The sequence below is a fragment of the Flavobacterium arabinosi genome (genome assembly GCF_048158725.1).
Taxonomy (GTDB): Bacteria; Bacteroidota; Bacteroidia; order Flavobacteriales; family Flavobacteriaceae; genus Flavobacterium; species Flavobacterium arabinosi.
This window is the reverse complement of record NZ_JBLNKX010000001.1, coordinates 1-20,497: the sequence shown is the minus strand read 5'-3', so window position 1 is coordinate 20,497 and position 20,497 is coordinate 1. Positions and strand designations below refer to the sequence as shown.

Annotated in this window: 18 protein-coding genes; 9 read left to right on the top strand and 9 right to left on the bottom strand. The window is 34.2% G+C overall.

The genetic code is table 11. The features are described 5' to 3' along the window. Positions 1-1,575 carry a S41 family peptidase gene (locus ACM55K_RS00090; protein ID WP_416848203.1) on the top strand — a complete coding sequence of 525 codons (1,575 nt, stop codon included), beginning with the start codon at positions 1-3 and terminating at the stop codon, positions 1,573-1,575. A 23-nt stretch (positions 1,576-1,598) separates the two neighbouring features. Here the strand turns inward: ACM55K_RS00090 and ACM55K_RS00085 are convergent, their stop codons facing one another. The 3 genes from ACM55K_RS00085 to ACM55K_RS00075 all read right to left on the bottom strand — a co-directional run bounded on the left by ACM55K_RS00085 (position 1,599) and on the right by ACM55K_RS00075 (position 3,106). Beyond that, the gene (locus tag ACM55K_RS00085; protein ID WP_416848967.1) at positions 1,599-2,204 is read right to left on the bottom strand and encodes an FAD-dependent oxidoreductase; all 606 of its coding nucleotides are present in this window, start codon (positions 2,202-2,204) and stop codon (positions 1,599-1,601) included. A 1-nt stretch (position 2,205) separates the two neighbouring features. Then, positions 2,206-2,403, bottom strand: a complete 198-nt coding sequence (locus tag ACM55K_RS00080; RefSeq protein ID WP_416848202.1) for a hypothetical protein — start codon at positions 2,401-2,403, stop codon at positions 2,206-2,208. A gap of 124 nt (positions 2,404-2,527) precedes the next feature. Continuing rightward, positions 2,528-3,106 carry a MarC family protein gene (locus tag ACM55K_RS00075; protein ID WP_416848201.1) on the bottom strand — a complete coding sequence of 193 codons (579 nt, stop codon included), beginning with the start codon at positions 3,104-3,106 and terminating at the stop codon, positions 2,528-2,530. 258 nt (positions 3,107-3,364) lie between these two features. Between ACM55K_RS00075 and ACM55K_RS00070 the strand changes: the two genes are divergently transcribed. From ACM55K_RS00070 to ACM55K_RS00050, 5 genes are all read left to right on the top strand, one after another. Then, a complete protein-coding gene (locus ACM55K_RS00070) occupies positions 3,365-3,931 on the top strand; it encodes a DUF3109 family protein (RefSeq protein ID WP_416848200.1) in 567 nt (188 codons plus the stop codon). Between the two features lie 263 nt (positions 3,932-4,194). Then, the gene (locus ACM55K_RS00065; RefSeq protein WP_282727534.1) at positions 4,195-5,172 is read left to right on the top strand and encodes a ribonucleotide-diphosphate reductase subunit beta; all 978 of its coding nucleotides are present in this window, start codon (positions 4,195-4,197) and stop codon (positions 5,170-5,172) included. 177 nt (positions 5,173-5,349) lie between these two features. After that, positions 5,350-7,764, top strand: coding sequence for a ribonucleoside-diphosphate reductase subunit alpha (locus tag ACM55K_RS00060; protein WP_416848199.1), 2,415 nt, complete (start codon positions 5,350-5,352; stop codon positions 7,762-7,764). A gap of 354 nt (positions 7,765-8,118) precedes the next feature. Further along, positions 8,119-9,018: a hypothetical protein gene (locus ACM55K_RS00055; protein WP_282714317.1), complete on the top strand. Its 900-nt coding sequence runs from the start codon at positions 8,119-8,121 to the stop codon at positions 9,016-9,018. Between the two features lie 182 nt (positions 9,019-9,200). After that, the gene (locus ACM55K_RS00050) at positions 9,201-9,695 is read left to right on the top strand and encodes an RDD family protein (protein WP_416848198.1); all 495 of its coding nucleotides are present in this window, start codon (positions 9,201-9,203) and stop codon (positions 9,693-9,695) included. A 61-nt stretch (positions 9,696-9,756) separates the two neighbouring features. Here ACM55K_RS00050 and metE read toward each other — a convergent pair whose 3' ends face one another. After that, a complete protein-coding gene (gene metE, locus ACM55K_RS00045; RefSeq protein ID WP_416848197.1) occupies positions 9,757-12,081 on the bottom strand; it encodes a 5-methyltetrahydropteroyltriglutamate--homocysteine S-methyltransferase in 2,325 nt (774 codons plus the stop codon). A 155-nt stretch (positions 12,082-12,236) separates the two neighbouring features. Here metE and ACM55K_RS00040 point away from each other — a divergent pair, with 155 nt between their 5' ends. Further along, positions 12,237-12,698 carry an Lrp/AsnC family transcriptional regulator gene (locus ACM55K_RS00040; RefSeq protein ID WP_416835920.1) on the top strand — a complete coding sequence of 154 codons (462 nt, stop codon included), beginning with the start codon at positions 12,237-12,239 and terminating at the stop codon, positions 12,696-12,698. A gap of 60 nt (positions 12,699-12,758) precedes the next feature. Beyond that, the gene (gene dgt / locus ACM55K_RS00035) at positions 12,759-14,105 is read left to right on the top strand and encodes a dGTP triphosphohydrolase (protein WP_416848196.1); all 1,347 of its coding nucleotides are present in this window, start codon (positions 12,759-12,761) and stop codon (positions 14,103-14,105) included. 4 nt (positions 14,106-14,109) lie between these two features. Here the strand turns inward: dgt and ACM55K_RS00030 are convergent, their stop codons facing one another. Both ACM55K_RS00030 and ACM55K_RS00025 read right to left on the bottom strand, forming a co-directional pair. Further along, positions 14,110-15,150, bottom strand: a complete 1,041-nt coding sequence (locus ACM55K_RS00030; RefSeq protein ID WP_416848195.1) for a DUF3078 domain-containing protein — start codon at positions 15,148-15,150, stop codon at positions 14,110-14,112. A 37-nt stretch (positions 15,151-15,187) separates the two neighbouring features. Then, positions 15,188-16,969, bottom strand: coding sequence for a 1-deoxy-D-xylulose-5-phosphate synthase (locus tag ACM55K_RS00025; RefSeq protein WP_416848194.1), 1,782 nt, complete (start codon positions 16,967-16,969; stop codon positions 15,188-15,190). Between the two features lie 38 nt (positions 16,970-17,007). On the opposite strand from ACM55K_RS00025, the gene ACM55K_RS00020 reads away from it, so the two are divergent. After that, a complete protein-coding gene (locus ACM55K_RS00020; RefSeq protein WP_416848193.1) occupies positions 17,008-17,451 on the top strand; it encodes a nucleoside deaminase in 444 nt (147 codons plus the stop codon). Positions 17,452-17,467: 16 nt separating this feature from the next. On the opposite strand, the gene ACM55K_RS00015 is transcribed toward ACM55K_RS00020, so the two are convergent. The 3 genes from ACM55K_RS00015 to ACM55K_RS00005 are packed head-to-tail and all read right to left on the bottom strand — an operon-like array spanning position 17,468 to position 20,094. Next, positions 17,468-19,003 carry an ArnT family glycosyltransferase gene (locus tag ACM55K_RS00015; RefSeq protein ID WP_416848192.1) on the bottom strand — a complete coding sequence of 512 codons (1,536 nt, stop codon included), beginning with the start codon at positions 19,001-19,003 and terminating at the stop codon, positions 17,468-17,470. Continuing rightward, positions 19,003-19,380, bottom strand: a complete 378-nt coding sequence (locus ACM55K_RS00010) for a GtrA family protein (protein ID WP_416848191.1) — start codon at positions 19,378-19,380, stop codon at positions 19,003-19,005. The genes ACM55K_RS00015 and ACM55K_RS00010 overlap by 1 nt, the downstream gene beginning before the upstream one ends. Continuing rightward, the gene (locus ACM55K_RS00005; RefSeq protein WP_416848190.1) at positions 19,381-20,094 is read right to left on the bottom strand and encodes a phosphatase PAP2 family protein; all 714 of its coding nucleotides are present in this window, start codon (positions 20,092-20,094) and stop codon (positions 19,381-19,383) included. It lies immediately after the preceding gene. Between the last annotated feature and the right edge of the window lie 403 nt (positions 20,095-20,497).

The following is a 20,497-nucleotide window of genomic DNA, read 5'->3' as shown; positions in this document are numbered from 1 at the left end:
ATGAAAATCGATAATAAATACCTGCCTATAATTATTAGTGTGGCTGTTGCTGTAGGAGTTGTCCTTGGCGGGTTATTGAATGCTCCAAATCAAAATCATTTTTTCTCTAAAAACAGTTCCAAAAATAAACTCAATAAACTAATTGATTTTATTGATAACGAATATGTCGATAATGTCAATACGGATTCTATTGTAAATCTTACCGTTGATAATATTCTGGCAAAATTAGATCCGCATTCAGTATATATTCCACCAAGTGAGCAAGCTGAAGTTGTTGAAAGCATGAAAGGGGATTTTGTGGGAATAGGCGTAAATTTCTATATGTACAATGATTCTCTGGCGATAATAAAACCAATTGAAAATGGCCCTTCGGCAAAAGCAGGAATAAAAGCGGGAGACCGAATTTTATACGCTGATAAAACTAAATTATTTGGTCGTAAATTACCTAATGACAGTTTGTTTTCTAAACTGAAAGGCACTGTAGGTTCCGAAATTGAGCTTACCGTTTACAGAAAATCAGAGCGTAAAAAAATTAAATTAATAGTAAAACGAGATGTTATTCCTTTGAAAAGCGTTGATGTTGCTATGCTTTTAAAAAATAATACGGGTTATGTAAAAATAAATCGATTTGCCGAAACTACTTATGGCGAGTTCAAAAGAGGTTTGGATGCGTTGAAAAAACAAGGTGCGAAATCATTAATTATTGATCTGAGAGATAATGGAGGCGGTTATATGGAAGAAGCCATTGCAATTGCGGATGAATTACTGAAAGACAAGCAATTAATTGTTTTTACCAAAAATAAAAAAGGCAATACCGATAAAACTTTTGCAACGGAAAAGGGAAGTTTCGAAAGCGGAAATGTTTTTATATTAATTAATGAAAACAGTGCGTCAGCAAGTGAAATTCTGGCGGGAGCGATTCAAGATAATGACAGAGGAACAATTGTGGGCCGACGCTCTTTTGGGAAAGGGCTGGTGCAGCGCGAAATGGATTTTGACGACGGATCGGCAGTCCGATTGACTATTGCCCGATATTACACGCCAACCGGTCGTTCCATTCAAAAGCCGTATGCTAAAGGAAATGATGCGTATTTTAAAGAATCGGATAATCGTTTTGAAAACGGGGAACTGTATGAAAAAGACAGTATAAAAGTTTCGGATTCTTTAAAATTTAAAACTAAAAAAGGTAAAATCGTTTACGGAGGTGGCGGGATTGTTCCTGACGTTTTTGTGCCGCTTGAAGTAGAGCATGGGAATGAAAGTACTGCTTATTTATTGCAGTCGGGTGTTGTTGGACATTTTGTATTTGAGCAATTAGACAAAAATAGAAATGCTTTTGAAGGATTGACTTTTCAACAATTCATGACTAAGATGAATGAAACCGATTTGTATTTCAATTCGTTTCAAAAATATATTTCTGAAAACGGATTGGATTTGAAATTTGGAAAAAGCAAGTCATTAGTAAAACGGTATGTTGCCGCAGAATTTGCCCGACAATTGTATGGTGAAAAGTACTATTATGAAATTGTATTGAAAGAAGACGCAATGATTAAAGCGGTTTTAAATCAGAAATAGGTAATATAGAATCTAAAAAATTATTACCTAATACTATCGTGACAATGTGTTTGCACGCCACCATTCCATAAAGTAAGAATATCAGTAGCGACGGCAGCGCCACTTCCGGCAGCAATTGCCAGTTGACTTCTCCAGCCCGCTAAAGTTCCTATAACATAAATCCCATCAGTAACTTTGTGGTCACTATTTTTGAGTTGGATTCTTTGTTTTTCAGGGAGTGCTTTTTGATGTGAGACTACATAATCCATTAATCCATCTATTGCAAAAGTATTTGCGGAACCAATGCCTATGACGATTGTTTTAGTTTTGTAAGAGCTCTTGTTTGTAGTAACTGTGAATTCAGGAAACATGCCTTCAATTTTCAGTACTTTTTCATTCGGAATTTGTGTAATGTGCGGATAGGTTTCTGAAAGATGTAGAACACTCTCGTTCAATAATTCAGATCCTAGTTTTCCTGCAGGGATTCCGTATGCATTATTAAACAATGCATCTTGCAGAGCAGATGCTTTTTGATGAGTGAAAACACCAATTTTTTTATCAGTGGCAAAAGATTTGTTTTTTGCGGAACCTAAAACGAGCGCACATGACATTCCGGAAACACCGCCGCCAATAATTAGCACATCAAATATGTTAGTCATGCATTTTTTTTTCAATTTCTTTCGACATTCTAAAGATAACAAGAATTAGAACGGCGCAAAATGAAGCTGCAACACCAATTAGAGCGTACATGCTATCACCTTGAAATAGATGCTTAAAATCAAGACGTGTAATATTAAAGATAATTAGAGCAACTGCTAAAAATATCAAAATGTTAGTAAAGATTTTCATAAGATTTTTTGTTTTTAATATAAAAATAGATGGTTAGGAATATTTCTTTTTGGAAATTTAAGTCCAAATAAAATCAAATTATTTTATATTATTGCGTTATGGGGTAAATTTATGAAAATTTATTTTAGACAAACAAACCTTTAACATTCGCAGCGAATAATTTAACAGCAATGGCAAGAAGTACCACTCCAAAAGTCTTGCGAATGACCCCAAGTCCATTTTCTCCTAACATCCGTTCAATTTTTGCAGATGATTTCAAAACAATATAAACCAGAATAATATTTAAAATAATAGCTACAATAATATTGACGGTTTGAAACTCAGCTTTCAAGGATAATAAAGTGGTCATGGTTCCTGCACCAGCAACAAGTGGGAATGCAATAGGAACAATTGATGCGGAACTTGCCGCTTCATCGCGATACAATCGAATGCCTAAAATCATTTCCAATGCTAGAAAAAATAACACAAAAGACCCAGCTACTGCAAAAGAATTGACATCGATTCCAATCAAATTTAAGAATTCTTCCCCTATAAAAAGAAACACAATCATAATTGCTCCAGAAGCCAAGGAGGCTTTTTCGGATTCAATATGGCCGAATTTCGCTCTTAAATCGATGATAATAGGAATAGTACCAATAATATCAATTACAGCAAAAAGAACCATACTCACGGTAACAATTTCTCTGATGTCAAATCCTATCATAGCTTTTTATTTACAAAGTTAAACTTTTCGATAGATTATTGGATAAAATAGAATAGTATTGCAATTTGTTTAAGCAGTTTTTTAAGATTGTAAAAAGCAATAATTTTTTTTATTAATTTATTTATAAAATATTGAATTTTAGTCTGTTAGTGTTGGTTTGATGATTGGTTTGACTGGAAAGTTAAAGTTGGTTTTATCTAAATAAATACAATTTACTTTGACTACCTTTGCACTTTATAATCACAGTACCAGAAAATAATGTTTCAATTAGGAAAAACCATCGTCTCAGAAGACATACTCGAAAAAGAATTTGTTTGCAATTTGTCAGCCTGTAAAGGGGCTTGTTGCGTAGATGGCGATGCTGGAGCTCCATTGAGTGTTGAGGAAACTAAGATATTAGAAGAAATCTATCCTAAAGTAAAACCGTTTCTTCGTAAACAAGGAATTGCCGCTATTGAAGCGCAAGGAACTTGGGTAACAGGAACAGATGGTGATCTTGAAACACCGCTGATTGACGATAAAGATTGTGCTTACGTGATTTTTGACGGAAAAACAGCACTTTGCGGTATCGAACAAGCGTACAATCAAGGAATAATTGACTGGAAAAAACCAGTTTCTTGTCATTTATATCCTATTCGTGTAAAAGATTTTACAGAGTTTGCCGCTGTCAATTATGACAAGTGGGATATTTGTGATGCAGCCTGTTCTTTAGGTCAGGAACTTGAAGTGCCAGTGTATAAATTTGTTAAAGAAGCATTGGTGAGAAAGTTTGGAGAAGACTGGTATGCAGAGCTTGAAAAAGTGGCTCTGGACATGAAAAAATAAATCCAAAAAAAAATAAATTTTTCTTGTTTCCTGTTTTTAAAATCCTATATTTTACAGTGTTTCACGTTCTTTTTTTTAATTTTAAAGTACTGATTTACAGTTTTTTATATTTTAAGTAAAAGATGTCCTGATTTTTTCTATTTGTTAAAAACTAGGTCCGATTGTGAATAAGTTTGGCTTTTAATTTCGGCAATATTTTACAATCTTTGTAATCCACGAAATACATAAAATTTCGTTAAATTTTCAAAAAACAAACAATTATAATGGCGCAAGTTGAACCAATTTTACAAGAAAATAAAAATCGTTTCGTAATTTTTCCTATCAAACACCATGATATTTGGGAATTTTATAAAAGTATGGAAGCCAGTTTCTGGACTGCTGAAGAAATCGATTTGTCACAAGATTTAAACGACTGGAATAACAAACTTTCTGATGAGGAGCGTTATTTTGTAAAACATATTCTTGCTTTTTTTGCTGCTTCCGACGGAATTGTAAATGAAAATTTAGCCGAAAATTTTGTCAACGAAGTGCAATATGCTGAAGCAAAATTCTTTTACGGTTTTCAAATCATGATGGAAAATATTCACAGTGAAACGTATTCTTTGTTGATTGATACGTATGTGAAAGATGAAGTAGAGAAAGATGAATTGTTCAACGCTTTAGAGGTTTTTCCAGCGATTAAGAAAAAAGCGGACTGGGCTTTGAAATGGATTGAATCCGATTCATTTGCGGAGCGTTTGATTGCTTTTGCAGCTGTGGAAGGAATTTTCTTTTCGGGAGCATTTTGTTCTATTTATTGGTTGAAAAAACGTGGGTTAATGCCAGGATTGACATTTTCTAACGAATTGATTTCTCGTGATGAAGGGGTTCATTGTGATTTTGCAGTGCATTTACACAACCACCATTTGGTAAACAAAGTTCCAAAAGAAAGAATCAGAAGCATTATTGTTGACGCTTTAAATATTGAGAGAGAATTTATCACTGAATCACTTCCTGTGAGTTTAATAGGAATGAATGCGGTGTTAATGACACAATATTTAGAATTTGTTGCCGACAGATTATTAGTTGAATTAGGTTGCGACAGAGAATACAATACCTCAAATCCTTTTGATTTCATGGATATGATTTCGCTTCAAGGGAAAACAAATTTCTTTGAAAAGAAAGTGGCCGAATATCAAAAAGCAGGTGTTATGAATACCGATGAAGATGCTCAGAAAATTAGTTTTGACGCTGATTTTTAGAAAGTAGTTATCGCATCAGCGGGTTTTTAGCCCCGATGGAAGGGAATATCCTTTTTGTTTTTTTTTCTTTAAAAAAACAAAAAGATTGGAATGACAGCGGGATTAGCTTCCCAAAAAAATGAAACAAATACTCAAAAACGGGAAAGGGATTTTCTGTTTTTTAAAACAATTAAGCGTATGTATGTAGTTAAAAGAGATGGGCACAAAGAGCCGGTAATGTTCGACAAAATCACAGATAGAATTAAAAAACTGTGCTATGGTTTGAATGATTTGGTTGATGCCGTGAAAGTGGCAATGCGAGTAATTGAAGGACTTTATGATGGTGTTTCAACATCTGAGTTGGATAATCTTGCTGCCGAAACTGCCGCGTCAATGACTATTGCGCATCCTGATTATGCCCAATTAGCCGCTCGTATTGCAATCTCAAATTTACATTCGAATACAAAAAAATCATTTTCGGAAACGATGAGTGATATGTTCAATTATGTAAACCCAAGAAACGGTCAATATGCTCCGTTACTTTCTGAGGAAGTACATAAAGTAATTATGGATAATGCAGAGTTTTTAGACTCACATATTATATACAATAGAGATTTCAACTACGATTATTTTGGTTTTAAAACCTTGGAAAGATCGTATTTACTAAAAATAAACGGTAAAATCGTAGAGCGTCCGCAACACATGTTGATGCGTGTTTCTGTAGGGATTCACTTAGACGATTTGAAATCGGTGATAGAAACCTACGACTTAATGTCGAAAAAATTCTTTACGCATGCAACTCCAACATTGTTCAACGCCGGAACGCCAAAACCTCAAATGTCTTCTTGTTTCCTTTTGGCCATGCAAGATGATAGTATTGACGGGATTTATGATACGTTGAAACAAACGGCTAAAATCTCTCAATCAGCAGGTGGAGTTGGACTTTCTATTCATAATGTGAGAGCTACAGGTTCTTACATACGTGGGACAAACGGAACCTCAAACGGAATTGTTCCTATGTTACGTGTTTTCAATGATACAGCACGTTATGTAGATCAAGGTGGAGGAAAACGTAAAGGTAGTTTTGCCATTTATATCGAAACTTGGCATGCGGATATCTTTGAATTCCTGGACTTGAAAAAGAATACCGGAAAAGAAGAAATGCGTGCAAGAGATTTGTTTTTTGCGATGTGGACTTCGGATCTGTTCATGAAAAGAGTACAGGAAGACAGTTATTGGACGTTGATGTGTCCTAATGAATGTCCGGGATTGTATGATGTGTATGGCGAAGAATTTGAAGCGATGTACATTGATTACGAGAAACGTGGAAAAGGTAGAAAAACCATCAAAGCGCATGAATTGTGGGAGAAAATTCTGGAATCGCAAATCGAAACTGGAACGCCTTACATGTTGTATAAAGATGCAGCCAACAGAAAATCAAACCAAAAAAATCTAGGTACGATTCGTTCATCGAATTTGTGTACCGAAATTATGGAATACACTTCGAAAGATGAAATTGCGGTTTGTAACCTGGCTTCACTTTCGTTGCCCATGTTTGTGGAAAACAAAAAATTCAATCACGAATTGTTGTACACCGTTACCAAACGCGTGACCAGAAACTTGAATAAAGTTATCGACAGAAATTATTATCCGGTAATAGAAGCGGAAAACTCAAACATGCGTCACAGACCAGTTGGTCTTGGTGTGCAAGGATTAGCTGATGCTTTCATTATGTTGCGTTTGCCTTTTACAAGTGATGAAGCGAAGAAACTGAATCAGGAAATTTTTGAAACGTTATATTTTGCAGCCGTTACCGCTTCAATGGAAATGGCCAAAGAAGAAGGACCTTATTCTACTTTTGAAGGGTCGCCAATGTCACAAGGTGAATTCCAGTACAATTTGTGGGGAATGAAAGATGAGGAATTATCAGGTCGTTGGGACTGGGCTTCCTTGCGAAAAGAAGTGATGCAACACGGGGTGAGAAACTCCTTGTTAGTGGCGCCAATGCCAACTGCATCGACTTCTCAAATTTTGGGTAACAATGAAGCATTCGAACCCTATACTTCTAATATTTACACCAGAAGAGTACTTTCGGGAGAATTTATTGTGGTAAACAAACACTTATTACACGATTTAGTGGAACGAGGTTTGTGGAACGAAACATTGAAACAAGAATTAATGCGAAATAACGGTTCGGTTCAAGACCTGAACATTCCGCAAGATTTGAAAGAATTGTACAAAACCGTTTGGGAAATGTCCATGAAAGACATTATCGACATGTCCCGTCAACGTGGTTATTTTGTGGATCAATCACAATCGTTGAACTTATTCATGCAAAATGCCAATTATTCTAAATTGACATCGATGCATTTCTACGCTTGGCAATCCGGATTGAAAACGGGAATGTATTATTTAAGAACAAAAGCTGCGGTGGATGCGATTAAATTTACATTGAACAATGATAAAAAAGCGGAGCCAATTGAAATTAAAGAGCAACCAATCGCTGTTCCTGTAGTAGCAGAACAAGTAGAGATGACTACCGAAGAATACAAAGCAATGATTGAACTTGCTAAAAATGCGGGTCCAGACGAATGTGAAATGTGTGGTAGTTAATTATAATAGGAAAATAATAAAGGCTTCTTAATTGAGGCCTTTTATAAGAATATTAACCTTTAATCTATTCTGCTGAGGTAAAGAAAAAAAGTAATACGCATAAAAAAAGGGATATCTGTGACATCCCTAACTTGGAAACTTAAAATTAAAACGGCCGGGAAGCTTTTAAAAAATTAAGTTATAAAGATCATGAGATTACCTCACCTACTTTTTTATTATACCAAAAGTAAATAAAAATATCTTTTTTCCAAGTTAAATTATTCACAGAATTTAAAATATTTTTTTAAACCCAAGCAAAACAAAGGCTTGGAAGAAAATGAATTTTGAGAAAATTCTTAACAAAAAAAAGACAGTATGATAAATTTATCAATTTACCGATTTACGCTTTTAAATAAAGCGAAAGAACAACAAGTTCTTAGCTTCTTCAATGAAGAGGAAGACTTGTTAGATACCATGAATGACTTCTGTAGTCACATCCATAAAAATACTAAATCTTATACAGATGTACAGGGAAAGTATAGAACTTTTTCACTTGCAAATAATCAAATTAAAGATGTTGAAAAAAGGATTATCACAGGCTATTTTGATTCTGGATACACTGGGGAATATGGGCAAATAAAGGATGGGAAAACTTCTAATCTCAAATATGACATTTTAAAAGGAGATTTATTTAGTAAAGATTTTTTTTATCTTATTCATGTTCCTAAAAATTCAAAATATGGGTTTTTTATTTTTCAGAAAAAAGAGAATCATGGTGTGAAAATGATATTTGAAAATGCTTTCAATTCTTTTATGAGGTTGAAAGGAGTTTCAAATTATTTTCTACAATTAAAACAAGCGCCGGCAAGATATCTGATTAATAATTTTTTGAAATTTGGAAAGCTAAAAGAATTTAGGTTAATTGATGGTACAATTCAATCTGCTATAGAAACATTAAATGTAAATTTAGGTAGAGAGGAACGTGTAATAAAGTTGAATAGTTCAACAAATAATCAAAGTGTGAAAAATGTTTTGGTTGAGTTGTTTGATAATTTTTCATCTCAAGATAAAATTCCTTTTATGAATCAAGGTGCATATGATGAGATAACTTTTGTGATTGGTCACAATGGTGTTTCGAAAACCTTTTACATTAAGGACAAAGAGAAAATTAGAACAAGCTTTAATGTTACTTCAATGCTTGAATTTGAGGATGGAGAGGCCACATTCGAATCATTAATAAGGATTTCTTTAGAATTAATAAATTCAGCGGCATAGTATTTATTAAATTTTAAACTTAAGGGAGCATTTGAATTGTCAAATGCTCCTTTTCGTTAATATATCCCAAAATAGAAGGCTACATAAATCTTTAATATTGAATATTTGGATTAAAACTATAAGAATAATTCACTATATTTGAGATGGTTGTCATTATAAATAATCATTTTTATACTACTATTATGGAAAATAAAAAATTTACTGTTACAGATGATTTATTAGCTTCCAAAAGCCAACGTTTCCTGAATTTTATTATCGATTTACTGATTATTTATATTATCGGAATTACTATTGGCACTACCATAACTATAATTGGAGACTTGACCCATAGTTATGCAGCCTCGAATTGGATTAAAGCATTGAGTCCAATTGAAAATTCCTTTTTTGGACTCATTATCCTGTTTTTTTATTACGGACTTACTGAAATGTATTTCTCCAGAACCTTCGCCAAATATTTTACTAAAACACTAGTTGTAAAGCATGACGGTTCAAAACCAAATATGAAAAGCGTTATTATACGAACATTATCCAGATTAATTCCTTTGGAACCTTTTTCTTTTTTAACTGGCGATTTACGAGGATGGCATGATACATTGTCTGTTACTTATGTGGTGAAAAAGGATGAGTTTATTGCGAGAAAGAAATTGCTTGATCCATCCGGTGAAATTGTAGTTTGATAATAGTTTCCCTTAAAAAAGAAAACCTAGTAAATTTTTAAATCTACTAGGTTTTTTTGAATTATACAGTTGCAATATTTTCTACAGCTATTCTCATTTCTTGAGCAGCGGCTACCATTTCTATTAAAGCCTTTTTAGTTTCGTCCCAATGGCGGGTTTTTAAACCACAATCCGGATTTACCCAAAGTTGGTCGACAGGAATCACTGCCGAAGCTTTTTCTAATAATTTTACCATTTCAGCACGGAAAGGTACACGAGGCGAGTGGATATCATATACGCCAGGTCCTATTTCGTTTGGATAATTGAAATCGGCAAAAGCATCCAGTAATTCCATTTGCGAACGCGAACACTCTATGGTGATTACATCGGCATCCATATCAGCAATATTTTGGATAATATCGTTGAATTCGCTGTAACACATGTGCGTGTGAATCTGGGTGTCATCTTTTACTCCACTTGCCGAAATTCTAAACGCTTTTACTGCCCAATCCAAATAGGTTGCCCATTCTTCTTTGCGTAAAGGCAATCCTTCTCGAATGGCTGGTTCATCAATTTGAATAATCTTAATTCCTGCTTTTTCTAAATCGATTACTTCATCTCGAATCGCCAATGCAATTTGAGTACAGGTTTCAGAGCGCGGCTGGTCGTTACGGACAAAGGACCATTGCAAAATAGTCACGGGACCGGTTAGCATTCCTTTTACCCATTTTGGTGTAAGCGATTGTGCAAAGGCTGACCATTTTACAGTCATTGGATTTGGGCGGGAAACATCACCATAAATAACGGGTGGTTTCACGCAACGGCTACCGTAACTTTGTACCCAACCGTTTTTGGTAAAAGTAAATCCGCCTAATTGTTCTCCAAAATATTCCACCATATCGTTGCGCTCAAATTCTCCGTGAACCAATACATCAATACCCGTTTCTTCTTGAAAACGAATCGTTTCTTCGGTTTCTTTTTGGAGTAAATCATCGTATTGTTGCTGATTTAATTCGCCTTTTTTGAACTTGGCCCTCCAGCTTCGTACTTCGGTAGTTTGCGGAAAAGAACCAATAGTTGTAGTTGGGAATAACGGAAGATTTAATACGTCTATTTGCTTTTTTCTTCTAATTGGAAACGGATTTTCTCTTTGGTCATCACCAGTTGTAATACTAGCGACACGATTTTTCACCGCATCATTATGTATTAAAGTGGATGTTTTTCTATTTTCGTTGGCAATCGTATTTTCTTGAAATAGAACAGAATCATCAAGGGTTATCTCACCTAAAGCGAAATTTTGAAGAAGCACGACTTCATCGATTTTTTGTTTGGCGAAAGCCAGCCATTGTTTGATTTCCGGAGTTAGTGTTGCATCATTGGTTTCTAAATCCAAATCACAAGGCGAGTGAATCAGGGAGCAAGATGGCGCAATTAAGATTCTGTTTTCACCAAGTGCATCAGTCGCTTTCTGGATAAGGGCTAAGGATTTTTTGAAATCATTTTTCCAAATATTTCTTCCATCGACAACACCGAGCGAAAGACTTACAGTATTGGACAACTGTCCTGATTCCAAGATATCATCCAATTGGGAATGGCAACGCACCAAATCCAAATGCAAAGTATGAATAGGTAAGGCAAGAACAGTGTCAAGATTTTCGCCAAAACAATCAAAATAATTAGCAAGAATCAATTTAATTTTAGGGAAGCGTTTGTTGATTTCGGTATACACATAAGTGATAGCACTTCTTTCTTTATCGCTTAAATTTAAAGCCAAAAATGGTTCGTCAAATTGAATCCATTCTACATTTTCATTTTCCAGTTTTTGAAGAATTTCAAAATAAACCGGCAGTAATTTATCGATAAGGTCAATTCTATGAAAACCTTCTTCTTTTTCTTTTCCAAGAAGCAAGTAGGAAACAGGTCCTATTATAACTGGTTTTGTTGCGATTCCTAAGGCATTGGCTTCTTTGAACTCATCGATTATTTTTTCGGAGAATAATTTAAATTCTTGATCTTTTGTAAATTCCGGGACAATATAATGGTAGTTAGTATCAAACCATTTTGTCATTTCCATGGCAACGACATCTTGTCCGTCTTTTTGCGAACCTCTGGCCATGGCAAAATACAAATCGATAGTGGAGTTTGTTTTGGCTAATTCTTGATAACGTTTTGGGATAACTCCTAATGTAAGTGATAAATCCAGTACTTGGTCGTAAAACGAAAAGTCGTTAGAAGGGATTAAATCGATTCCGGCTTCTGCTTGTAATTGCCAGTTTTCCTTGCGGATAGTTGCGCCTACAGTTAAAAGTTCTTCTACGGAAATTTTTCCTGCCCAATACGATTCACAGGCTTTTTTTAATTCTCTGTTGCTACCAATTCTTGGATAACCTAGATTGTTTGTTTTCATTGTATACAGTATTTTTTACTATGCAAAGTTATTGTATTGGATATTTAAACTTAAATTAGCCTATTGTTTCAGTGAATAAAAGTATTATATGGATGTATGGTAGGTTTTAGTTCTGAATGAAACTTTGAAAATGATTTTTAACAGTAAAAAATACTATGGAAAATATTGACAACATTGATTTGCAAATCTTAAAACACCTGCAGGAAAACTCGAATATCAATACTAAAGAGCTAGCAAGTAAATTATTTCTGACGGTTACACCAGTCTATGAACGTATAAAAAGACTGGAACGTGATGGCTATATTATGAAATATGTTGCCTTGCTAGATAAGAAAAAATTAAATCTTGGGATGACTGTTTTTTGTAATGTTCGGCTAAAGGAACATGCCAAAAATGTGGGGAGTAATTTTGTAAAAGATATTGTTGCGCTTCCTGAAATTATAGAATGTTACAATATAGCAGGGGATTATGATTTTATGCTGAAAATTTTAGTGGAAGATATGTCCAGTTATCAAGATTTTGTAATGAATAAATTATCAACTATTGAGAATATTGGTAATACTCAAAGTGTTTTTGTGATGGGAGAAATCAAGCACAGTACCGCATTATCCATTTGATAATTTACATTTTTGATTTGTCTTTTCTGTATCTTTGAAACCAAATCCTAAAAATAAATCATGAACTGGGAACAACTTTTATCATTAAGAAGGCAAGGCGACAAAGGCAAAAGATTGCGTGTAGAACAAGACGATACCCGTTTGGGTTTTGAAGTTGATTATGATCGTATCATCTTCTCGTCCGCTTTTAGAAGTTTGCAGGATAAAACACAGGTTATTCCCTTGTCAAAAACTGATTTTGTGCATACCAGATTAACGCACAGTTTAGAAGTTTCGGTTGTTGGGCGTTCTTTAGGACGATTGGTGGGTAAAAAAATTATAGAAAAATATCCGCATTTAAAAGAAGTTCACGGCTATCACATGAATGATTTTGGTGCTATAGTTGCCGCAGCATCATTGGCTCATGATATTGGGAATCCGCCTTTTGGACATTCTGGTGAAAAAGCGATTGGAGAGTATTTTTCTATTGGAAAAGGACAGCAATACAAAGACCAACTTACTGCCAAAGAATGGCAGGATTTAATTGATTTTGAAGGGAATGCGAATGGATTTTCGGTGCTGACAGCAGGTCGTCCGGGAATAGAAGGCGGACTTAGAATTTCCTATGCTACTCTTGGCGCTTTTATGAAATATCCAAAAGAAAGTTTGCCGAAAAAACCAACCAAACACATTGCCGATAAAAAATACGGTTTCTTTCAAACCGACAAAGCCTTTTTCCAAGATGTAGCTGCTGATATGGGTCTGATTCCAAATAAATCGGGAGATAATATAGGTTTCGAAAGACATCCTTTGGCCTATTTAGTCGAAGCAGCGGATGATATTTGTTATACCATTATTGATTTTGAAGACGGAATCAATTTAGGATTAGTTTCCGAAGATTTTGCTTTAGAATATTTGATAAAATTAGTAAAAGACAGTATTGATACTTCTAAATACAAGACTTTAGAAACCAAAGAAGACCGAATAAGTTATTTGCGCGCTTTGGCAATCGGTAGTTTAATTAATGATGCAGTCAAAGTTTTTGTCGAAAATGAAGCGTTAATTCTGGAAGGTAAATTCCCTTTTGCAATTATGGATAAAAGCAAGTACAAAGTACAAATGGATGATATTATCAAAATCAGCGTCAAAAATATTTACCAAAGTCGGGAAGTCATCGAGAAAGAAATCGTCGGTTATCAAATTATACAAACTTTATTGGATAAATTCATAACCGCTTTCAATAATAAATTCAACGGGGAAGCATCAAATTATGATGCTCTAATTATGAAAATGTTACCTGAGAAACATCATTTGGAAAAAGAAAATCTTTATGGAAGATTACTCCATATTTGTCACTATGTATCTCTTTTGACTGATGGGAATGCGCTCGAATTATTTGAAACTATTAATGGAAGGAAGAAAGCTTAATCGTTTAGAAAGCATATACTATTCCCACACCTAAGAGTTGTTTTAGTTGTGTTTTTGGACCTTCGGTAATTTGCTTGCCATCAATTTCTTTTTTTGTTTTTATATCATCGTCATAGACTATTCGCGTTCCTATATTTGCTTTTACATATTGGTTTACAACTAAGTCTAATGTTAAATCGCAATCGACATCAACATTGCCGAAATTATTAATGTAATCAGAGTATAAACTTAAGCGGTTTTCTATATTAATATTTTTGGCGATTTCTTTTTTATAAGAGCTAGTCACTAAAAAACCAAGTTCAGTTTTTGACTTTTTACCTTCAGAAATTAAAAGTCCATTACTGTCATAAGTCGCTTTTTGAACACCAAAAGCACCTTGATTGGCTAATCTTTGATCTAAAACCAAGGTTGTTTTAAAAGTAAATGGCGAAATATAGAATATTCTATTTTTGTCTTTATTAGTGTTTTCAGCCCCCATTCCCATAAATGCATACGCAGGAGCTAAAGGTTTTGATTTGGCAATTTCTGTATTAGGATACGAATAACCATTTGAAAATTGTGAGTTAAAATTGAATTTTGCAGTATGGTACCAATTTGAAAGGGTGTCGTTTCGATAACCAAATGAGGAATTAAATCGTATTGCATCTTCGGTTTTTCTTACTTCTATTCCATCTTGTTTATTTAAACCATATCTAATAACAAGTTCGTTTACCCATTTGCGATTTTTTTTTGCATAAACTCTTGAAAAATCTCCTTTAATCAATCCAGATATGGAGCTTGTTCCACCAGCACTCCAATTGACAAAAGCAATTTCAGAGAGGTAGAAGCCTAAACTATTTTTTTTTGTCCAGGGAGATACCGTATATGTAGGGATTGGCGGATATATTTTTAGTGCCACTGTCAAAGGTTCGTATGTAGTTACTTTTACAAGTGCAGTTGTAGGTATAAGCTCAGTTATTATGGGTGTTGTTTCTGTTTCTTGAGAAAAACTATTTATAGAAATTGTTAGCGAAAAGAAGAGTAAAGTGTAGGATAGTAATTTCATAAAAGCGTATTAAATTTAAGGGCGTAAAATAATTATTTTAATAACTTGAAAAAAGTATTTCAAGACTTTTAACGTCGATTCTGCAATATTGTTGTAGTTCGGCAACAGTTCCGTGTTCTATAAATTCATCTGGAATTCCAAGAACAGTTATTTTTGAAGTATAATTATTCTCAGATGCAAACTCAAGAATTGCACTCCCAAAGCCGCCTTTGACAACACCATCTTCTATTGTGATTATACTTTTAAATTCAGTAAAAATGGAGTGTAATTCATTTTTGTCTAATGGTTTAACAAAAGGAAAGTCGTAATGGGTAATGATTGTTGCATCTTTCATTTTGGCTATAGCCAAAGTAACATTATTGCCAATTGTTCCATTTGATAAAACGGCTACTTTCGAACCTTTTTTAATACAAATACTTTTTCCAATTTCTATTTTTTTATACTTTCCAAGATGTTGATTTTGCCAATCTGCAATAACACCACGACCACGAGGATAACGAATCGCTATGGGGTTTTTTAAACCCAATTGTGCCGTATAGAGAATGTTTTGTAGCGCTATTTCGTTCCTTGGAGCATAAACAATCATGTTGGGAATGCAACGTAAATAAGCCAAATCGAAAACGCCATGATGCGTTGCGCCATCTTCACCCACTAAACCAGCTCTGTCCAAGCAAAAAATTACCGGAAGGTTCTGTATGGCTACATCATGAATCACTTGATCGTAGCCTCTTTGTAAAAAAGTAGAATAGATATTGCAGAAAACTACCATGCCTTGCGTTGCCATTCCAGCTGCTAGAGTCACTGCATGTTGCTCGGCAATTCCTACATCAAAAGCACGTTTAGGGAAAGCGTCCATCATGAATTTCAAGGAGCTTCCTGACGGCATTGCAGGTGTGATGCCAATAATTTTTTCGTTCTTTTTAGCTAAATCCAATAGGGTCAAACCAAAAACATCTTGGTATTTTGGAGGTAAATTTTCTTCGGATTTTACGTGGATTTCGCCTGTGTTGGCATCAAATTTTCCGGGGGCATGGTATTTCACCTGATTTTCTTCGGCTTGTTGCAATCCTTTTCCTTTTGTGGTAATCACATGGAGGAATTTTGGGCCTTTAATTTTTTGTAATCGTTTTAATTCTTTTATGACTGCAAAAATATCATGTCCATCAATAGGTCCTGAATAATTAAAATTCAGGGACTTAATCATGTTGTTTTGTCTTGGATTCTTTCCTTCTTTCACGGCAGTGAGATACTGTTTCAAAGCGCCCACACTTGGGTCAATCCCGATAGCATTGTCATTAAGAATTACCAATAAATTAGCATCCGTAACTCCGGCGTGATTTAAGCCTTCAAAAGCCATTCCTGATGCGATGGATGCGTCTCCAATCACTGCGATATGTTGTTTGTTGAAATCGCCTTTCAAATTGGAAGCGATTGCCATTCCTAAAGCTGCCGAAATAGAAGTGGAGGAGTGGCCTACGCCAAAAGCATCATAAATACTCTCACTTCTTTTTGGGAAACCGGAAATACCACCCAATTGTCGATTGGTATGAAAATTTTCTCTTCTGCCGGTCAGTATTTTATGTCCGTAGGCTTGATGTCCTACGTCCCAAATCAGTAAATCGTTTGGTGTGTCAAAAACATAATGCAAAGCAATGGTTAATTCTACAACGCCAAGACTGGCACCGAGATGTCCTTCTTTTACAGATACAACATCAATAATGAAATCACGTAACTCTTGAGCGACTTGAGGAAGTTGGGCTTCGTCGAGTAAGCGTAAATCGGTAGGGTTATTTATGTTTGAAAGTAAATTATCTGACATGAAGCAAATGTACGAATTGAATTCTTATTTTTGTAACTATGATAAATCCTTTCACCGACGAATATTTTATGAAAAAAGCTTTGCAGGAAGCAGAAATGGCTTTTGAAAAAGGCGAAATTCCTGTTGGAGCTGTTATAGTTGTTGATCATAAAGTGATAGCCAGAAGTCATAATTTAACCGAATTACTCAATGATGTTACGGCTCATGCCGAAATGCAATCCATCACGGCTGCAGCTAATTATCTTGGCGGAAAATATTTAATTGGTTGTACACTTTATGTGACAATAGAACCTTGTCAAATGTGCGCAGGAGCTTTATACTGGAGCCAGATTTCAAAAATTGTTTTTGGTGCAACCGATGAAAATCGAGGTTTTACAAAAATGGGAACGCAATTACATCCTAAAACTACTGTTGTTAGCGGAATTCTGGCTGAGGAAGCTTCGGACTTGATGAAACGATTTTTTGTGGAGAGAAGAAAATGATTAAATGGGACAATAGTTATTTTGCTTTATATCCTTCAAGCAAATAAATCAGCATATTTCTAACATGCTTTTTATTCCTGAATTGTCTGATGACTACTGGCGTGTTAATTTTTTCGAACATTATTTTGTATGGCTCACTCGGATCGCTAAAATTATTGGAAACTGTAATAAAATAGGCATCATCACCATAGTTTAGTTTTTTTCTATATTTATTTAGCCACTCATAGGTATGAATATCCTCTAATTTCCCGACAGCAATAAAATCTAAATGCAACGGTTGTGCAATATAATTATCGATATGTGCACCTGGAAACCATTTGTTGTTAATGATAAAAGTAGTTGTCGTTTTTCCTGATTGAATGTCCTTTTGGTATATTTTTTTAAACTCGTTCTGAAAGAAATTCCAATCGTACATGTCTAATGTAACATCCCCTTTGCCAAATGATTTTTCTTTTTTATTCCCAATGGTGTCGGGAAAGTAATTAATTAACAGAATTCCGGAAATTGTTATGATCAATATGAAAATACAAGAAGAAATGGCTAATTTATTTAATCTTAGATTTTTGTTTTTTAAAGTTTGTACTTCATCAGCAATGTAACAAGCGGTGAGAATCATCAATGCTATAAAGGCCGGTCCGGACCAATGTGGAAGTGTATCTCTGAACAATGACATAAAAAGCAGCAAGAAAATTAATGGAATACTTAATAAAAGAAGTACTCTTTTGATTGGCGCTGCGATATCGAGTTTGTTTTTCCAAAGCGCAATTATTGATATAATAAACAAAAAATAATTAATGGGGTTGTTATAAAAAACACCTCCAAAAAATTCTCTAAAAAAACTACTGGGATTAATACCGCTATTAATGGAAACTCTATTGCTGTGAAAAGTATAGGTGATGAAATGATTATTAATATTCCAGATTAATATGGGTGAAATAATTATAATAGTGATTAATACCGCAAGATAGAGGTATTCATTAGTCAGTAGCGTTCTTTTGTAGCATAAAATATATAATCCAAAACCGAACCATAAAAACACACCGTGTATTTTACTCATAATGCACAAGCCGGCAACTAATCCAAAAAGTAAAAGATTATAATTTAGATTCGTATCAGTTTTGGTGGCTGATACAATTTTGATAAGTAAAGAAACACAGATCATCCAAAAAAATAATTGAGGGGAATCAGGCATAATAAAAACACCTGCAATTATACTCGAATAAAAAGAACCAGTAAACAATAAAGCAGCGATAAAACCTGCTTTTTCATTCTTTATATTTTTGCAAATAGTATATATCAAATAGGTATTAACCCCTGCTAAAATAATAGAACCTAAACGAATGAAAAGTTCGTTTGTGAAAAACAAATTGAGTGTTGTCAATCTGATAAGTAAGGCAACCATAGGTGGATGGTCGAAATAATTCCATTGTAAATGTTGGGCATAAGTAAGGTAATAAACTTCATCGTTGCCTAGTCCTGTTGTAATTGCAATAATCCCCCTAACTAAAGTGGCGATAAGTATCAGTAAAAATAGCTTGTGCTTTTCTATCATTATAATTTAAAGGTATACAGTGTGTTGGCGGTGAAATTCCATATAACCACAATAATAGTAACGATTACTTTGCATACATAAAAATTGATTTTGGTGTTTTTTTGAAGCAAATAAAGCAAAATTGTGTTTAATGTAAGACCTATAACTGAAATAATTAAAAAACTAAAAAACTGAGATACAACATGGCTGTCGTTATTGTGAAAAGTAAAATATCTGTTGAGAATATAATTGTTTACAACTGCAAATGAAAATCCTAACGAGTTAGCGACATATTTATTTAGTCGTAATTTTTCTTTACAAAACCAAGTTATGCAGAAATCGATTGCAAGACCGGTGAAGCCTACCAATCCAAATTTTATAAATATAATGAAATCCATTTACTCGTTGGTTATTGAAGAGTTCGGAAAAGTAGTGCCCCAAGGTTTTAGTATTAAACGACTTTGTTTAGTAACTATTTTGATAATTTTAAAACTAAGGGCATCGTACCAAACTATAGATAAAGACGCAAACAAAATCCCTATTATAGCTCCGCCCAATACATCTATTAAAAAATGATGGGCTAAATATATTCGGGAATACCCTATTAAAAGCCCAAAGGCCAATGAAAAAATACTAACGTGTTTACTTGTAAAATAAGTGGAAAAAATTGTAGCCATTGCAAAGGCGGAAGCGGAATGGCCAGAAGGAAAACTACGAAATCCAACTCTACTATTCACAAAAGTATCTAAATAAAATTTATATTTATGGACTGCAAAATACACACTTGGCCTAGGTGCAGTAATAATTGTTTTGAAAATTTGGGAAAATATGCCGGAGACTAAATAAGCCACTACTAAAAGCAAAGCTAGTTTTCTATGCTTTTTGAAAAAAACAAGAATTACTAAACTAACTAAAAAGGTGAACATGCCATCTCCCAAAAAAGTGATATTCTGAAAGAAGGTTTTTAGGGTTTTTGTGTGAAAACTGTTCAAAAAAATAAAACCTTCAGTTCTTGAAAGAACGCACAAAAAAACAGCAATAGTTATTGTCAACAGCAAATTAATTTTATAAAACAGACTGTTTTTATGAAGTATGATTAAAATTGCATTCATTTTAAAAAATAAATATTTCCGCAAAATTAACCGGTTGCTGTGCTCTTAATTGAAATTAAATATTATAAAAATAAAGTCAAATCGTAAAACTAATGTTAGCTCTGCGATGATTTTGATGAATCTGGTGTTTTGTTTTTATTAAGTATTATATTGTCAGTAAGTTAGTAAAAAAGTAAAAATAAAAATCTAAGTTAGACATCAAAGATTCGGCGAATCGAAATGGCTTCTAAAAAAAGACATAAAAAAACCGCCAATCTCACGAAAGGCGGTTTTTTATTCTGAATTTTGTCCCGTCCTGAAATAGTGATACACAAAAAGTATCCTTATGGAAAAACAAGAAGAACCACGCTATTTAAAGCGCACCCAAAAAGACTATTCGATGTTTTTTAAATTGCAAATTGTT

Coding starts and splice junctions, on each gene's coding strand:
- ACM55K_RS00060 (WP_416848199.1), top strand. CDS start 5,350: ATGTATGTAGTTAAAAGAGATGGGCACAAAGAGCCGGTAATGTTCGAC.
- ACM55K_RS00040 (WP_416835920.1), top strand. CDS start 12,237: ATGGAAAATATTGACAACATTGATTTGCAAATCTTAAAACACCTGCAG.
- ACM55K_RS00080 (WP_416848202.1), bottom strand. CDS start 2,403: ATGAAAATCTTTACTAACATTTTGATATTTTTAGCAGTTGCTCTAATT.
- ACM55K_RS00090 (WP_416848203.1), top strand. CDS start 1: ATGAAAATCGATAATAAATACCTGCCTATAATTATTAGTGTGGCTGTT.
- ACM55K_RS00070 (WP_416848200.1), top strand. CDS start 3,365: ATGTTTCAATTAGGAAAAACCATCGTCTCAGAAGACATACTCGAAAAA.
- ACM55K_RS00065 (WP_282727534.1), top strand. CDS start 4,195: ATGGCGCAAGTTGAACCAATTTTACAAGAAAATAAAAATCGTTTCGTA.
- ACM55K_RS00020 (WP_416848193.1), top strand. CDS start 17,008: ATGATAAATCCTTTCACCGACGAATATTTTATGAAAAAAGCTTTGCAG.
- ACM55K_RS00025 (WP_416848194.1), bottom strand. CDS start 16,969: ATGTCAGATAATTTACTTTCAAACATAAATAACCCTACCGATTTACGC.
- ACM55K_RS00030 (WP_416848195.1), bottom strand. CDS start 15,150: ATGAAATTACTATCCTACACTTTACTCTTCTTTTCGCTAACAATTTCT.
- dgt (WP_416848196.1), top strand. CDS start 12,759: ATGAACTGGGAACAACTTTTATCATTAAGAAGGCAAGGCGACAAAGGC.
- ACM55K_RS00055 (WP_282714317.1), top strand. CDS start 8,119: ATGATAAATTTATCAATTTACCGATTTACGCTTTTAAATAAAGCGAAA.
- ACM55K_RS00015 (WP_416848192.1), bottom strand. CDS start 19,003: ATGATAGAAAAGCACAAGCTATTTTTACTGATACTTATCGCCACTTTA.
- ACM55K_RS00075 (WP_416848201.1), bottom strand. CDS start 3,106: ATGATAGGATTTGACATCAGAGAAATTGTTACCGTGAGTATGGTTCTT.
- ACM55K_RS00010 (WP_416848191.1), bottom strand. CDS start 19,380: ATGGATTTCATTATATTTATAAAATTTGGATTGGTAGGCTTCACCGGT.
- ACM55K_RS00005 (WP_416848190.1), bottom strand. CDS start 20,094: ATGAATGCAATTTTAATCATACTTCATAAAAACAGTCTGTTTTATAAA.
- ACM55K_RS00050 (WP_416848198.1), top strand. CDS start 9,201: ATGGAAAATAAAAAATTTACTGTTACAGATGATTTATTAGCTTCCAAA.
- metE (WP_416848197.1), bottom strand. CDS start 12,081: ATGAAAACAAACAATCTAGGTTATCCAAGAATTGGTAGCAACAGAGAA.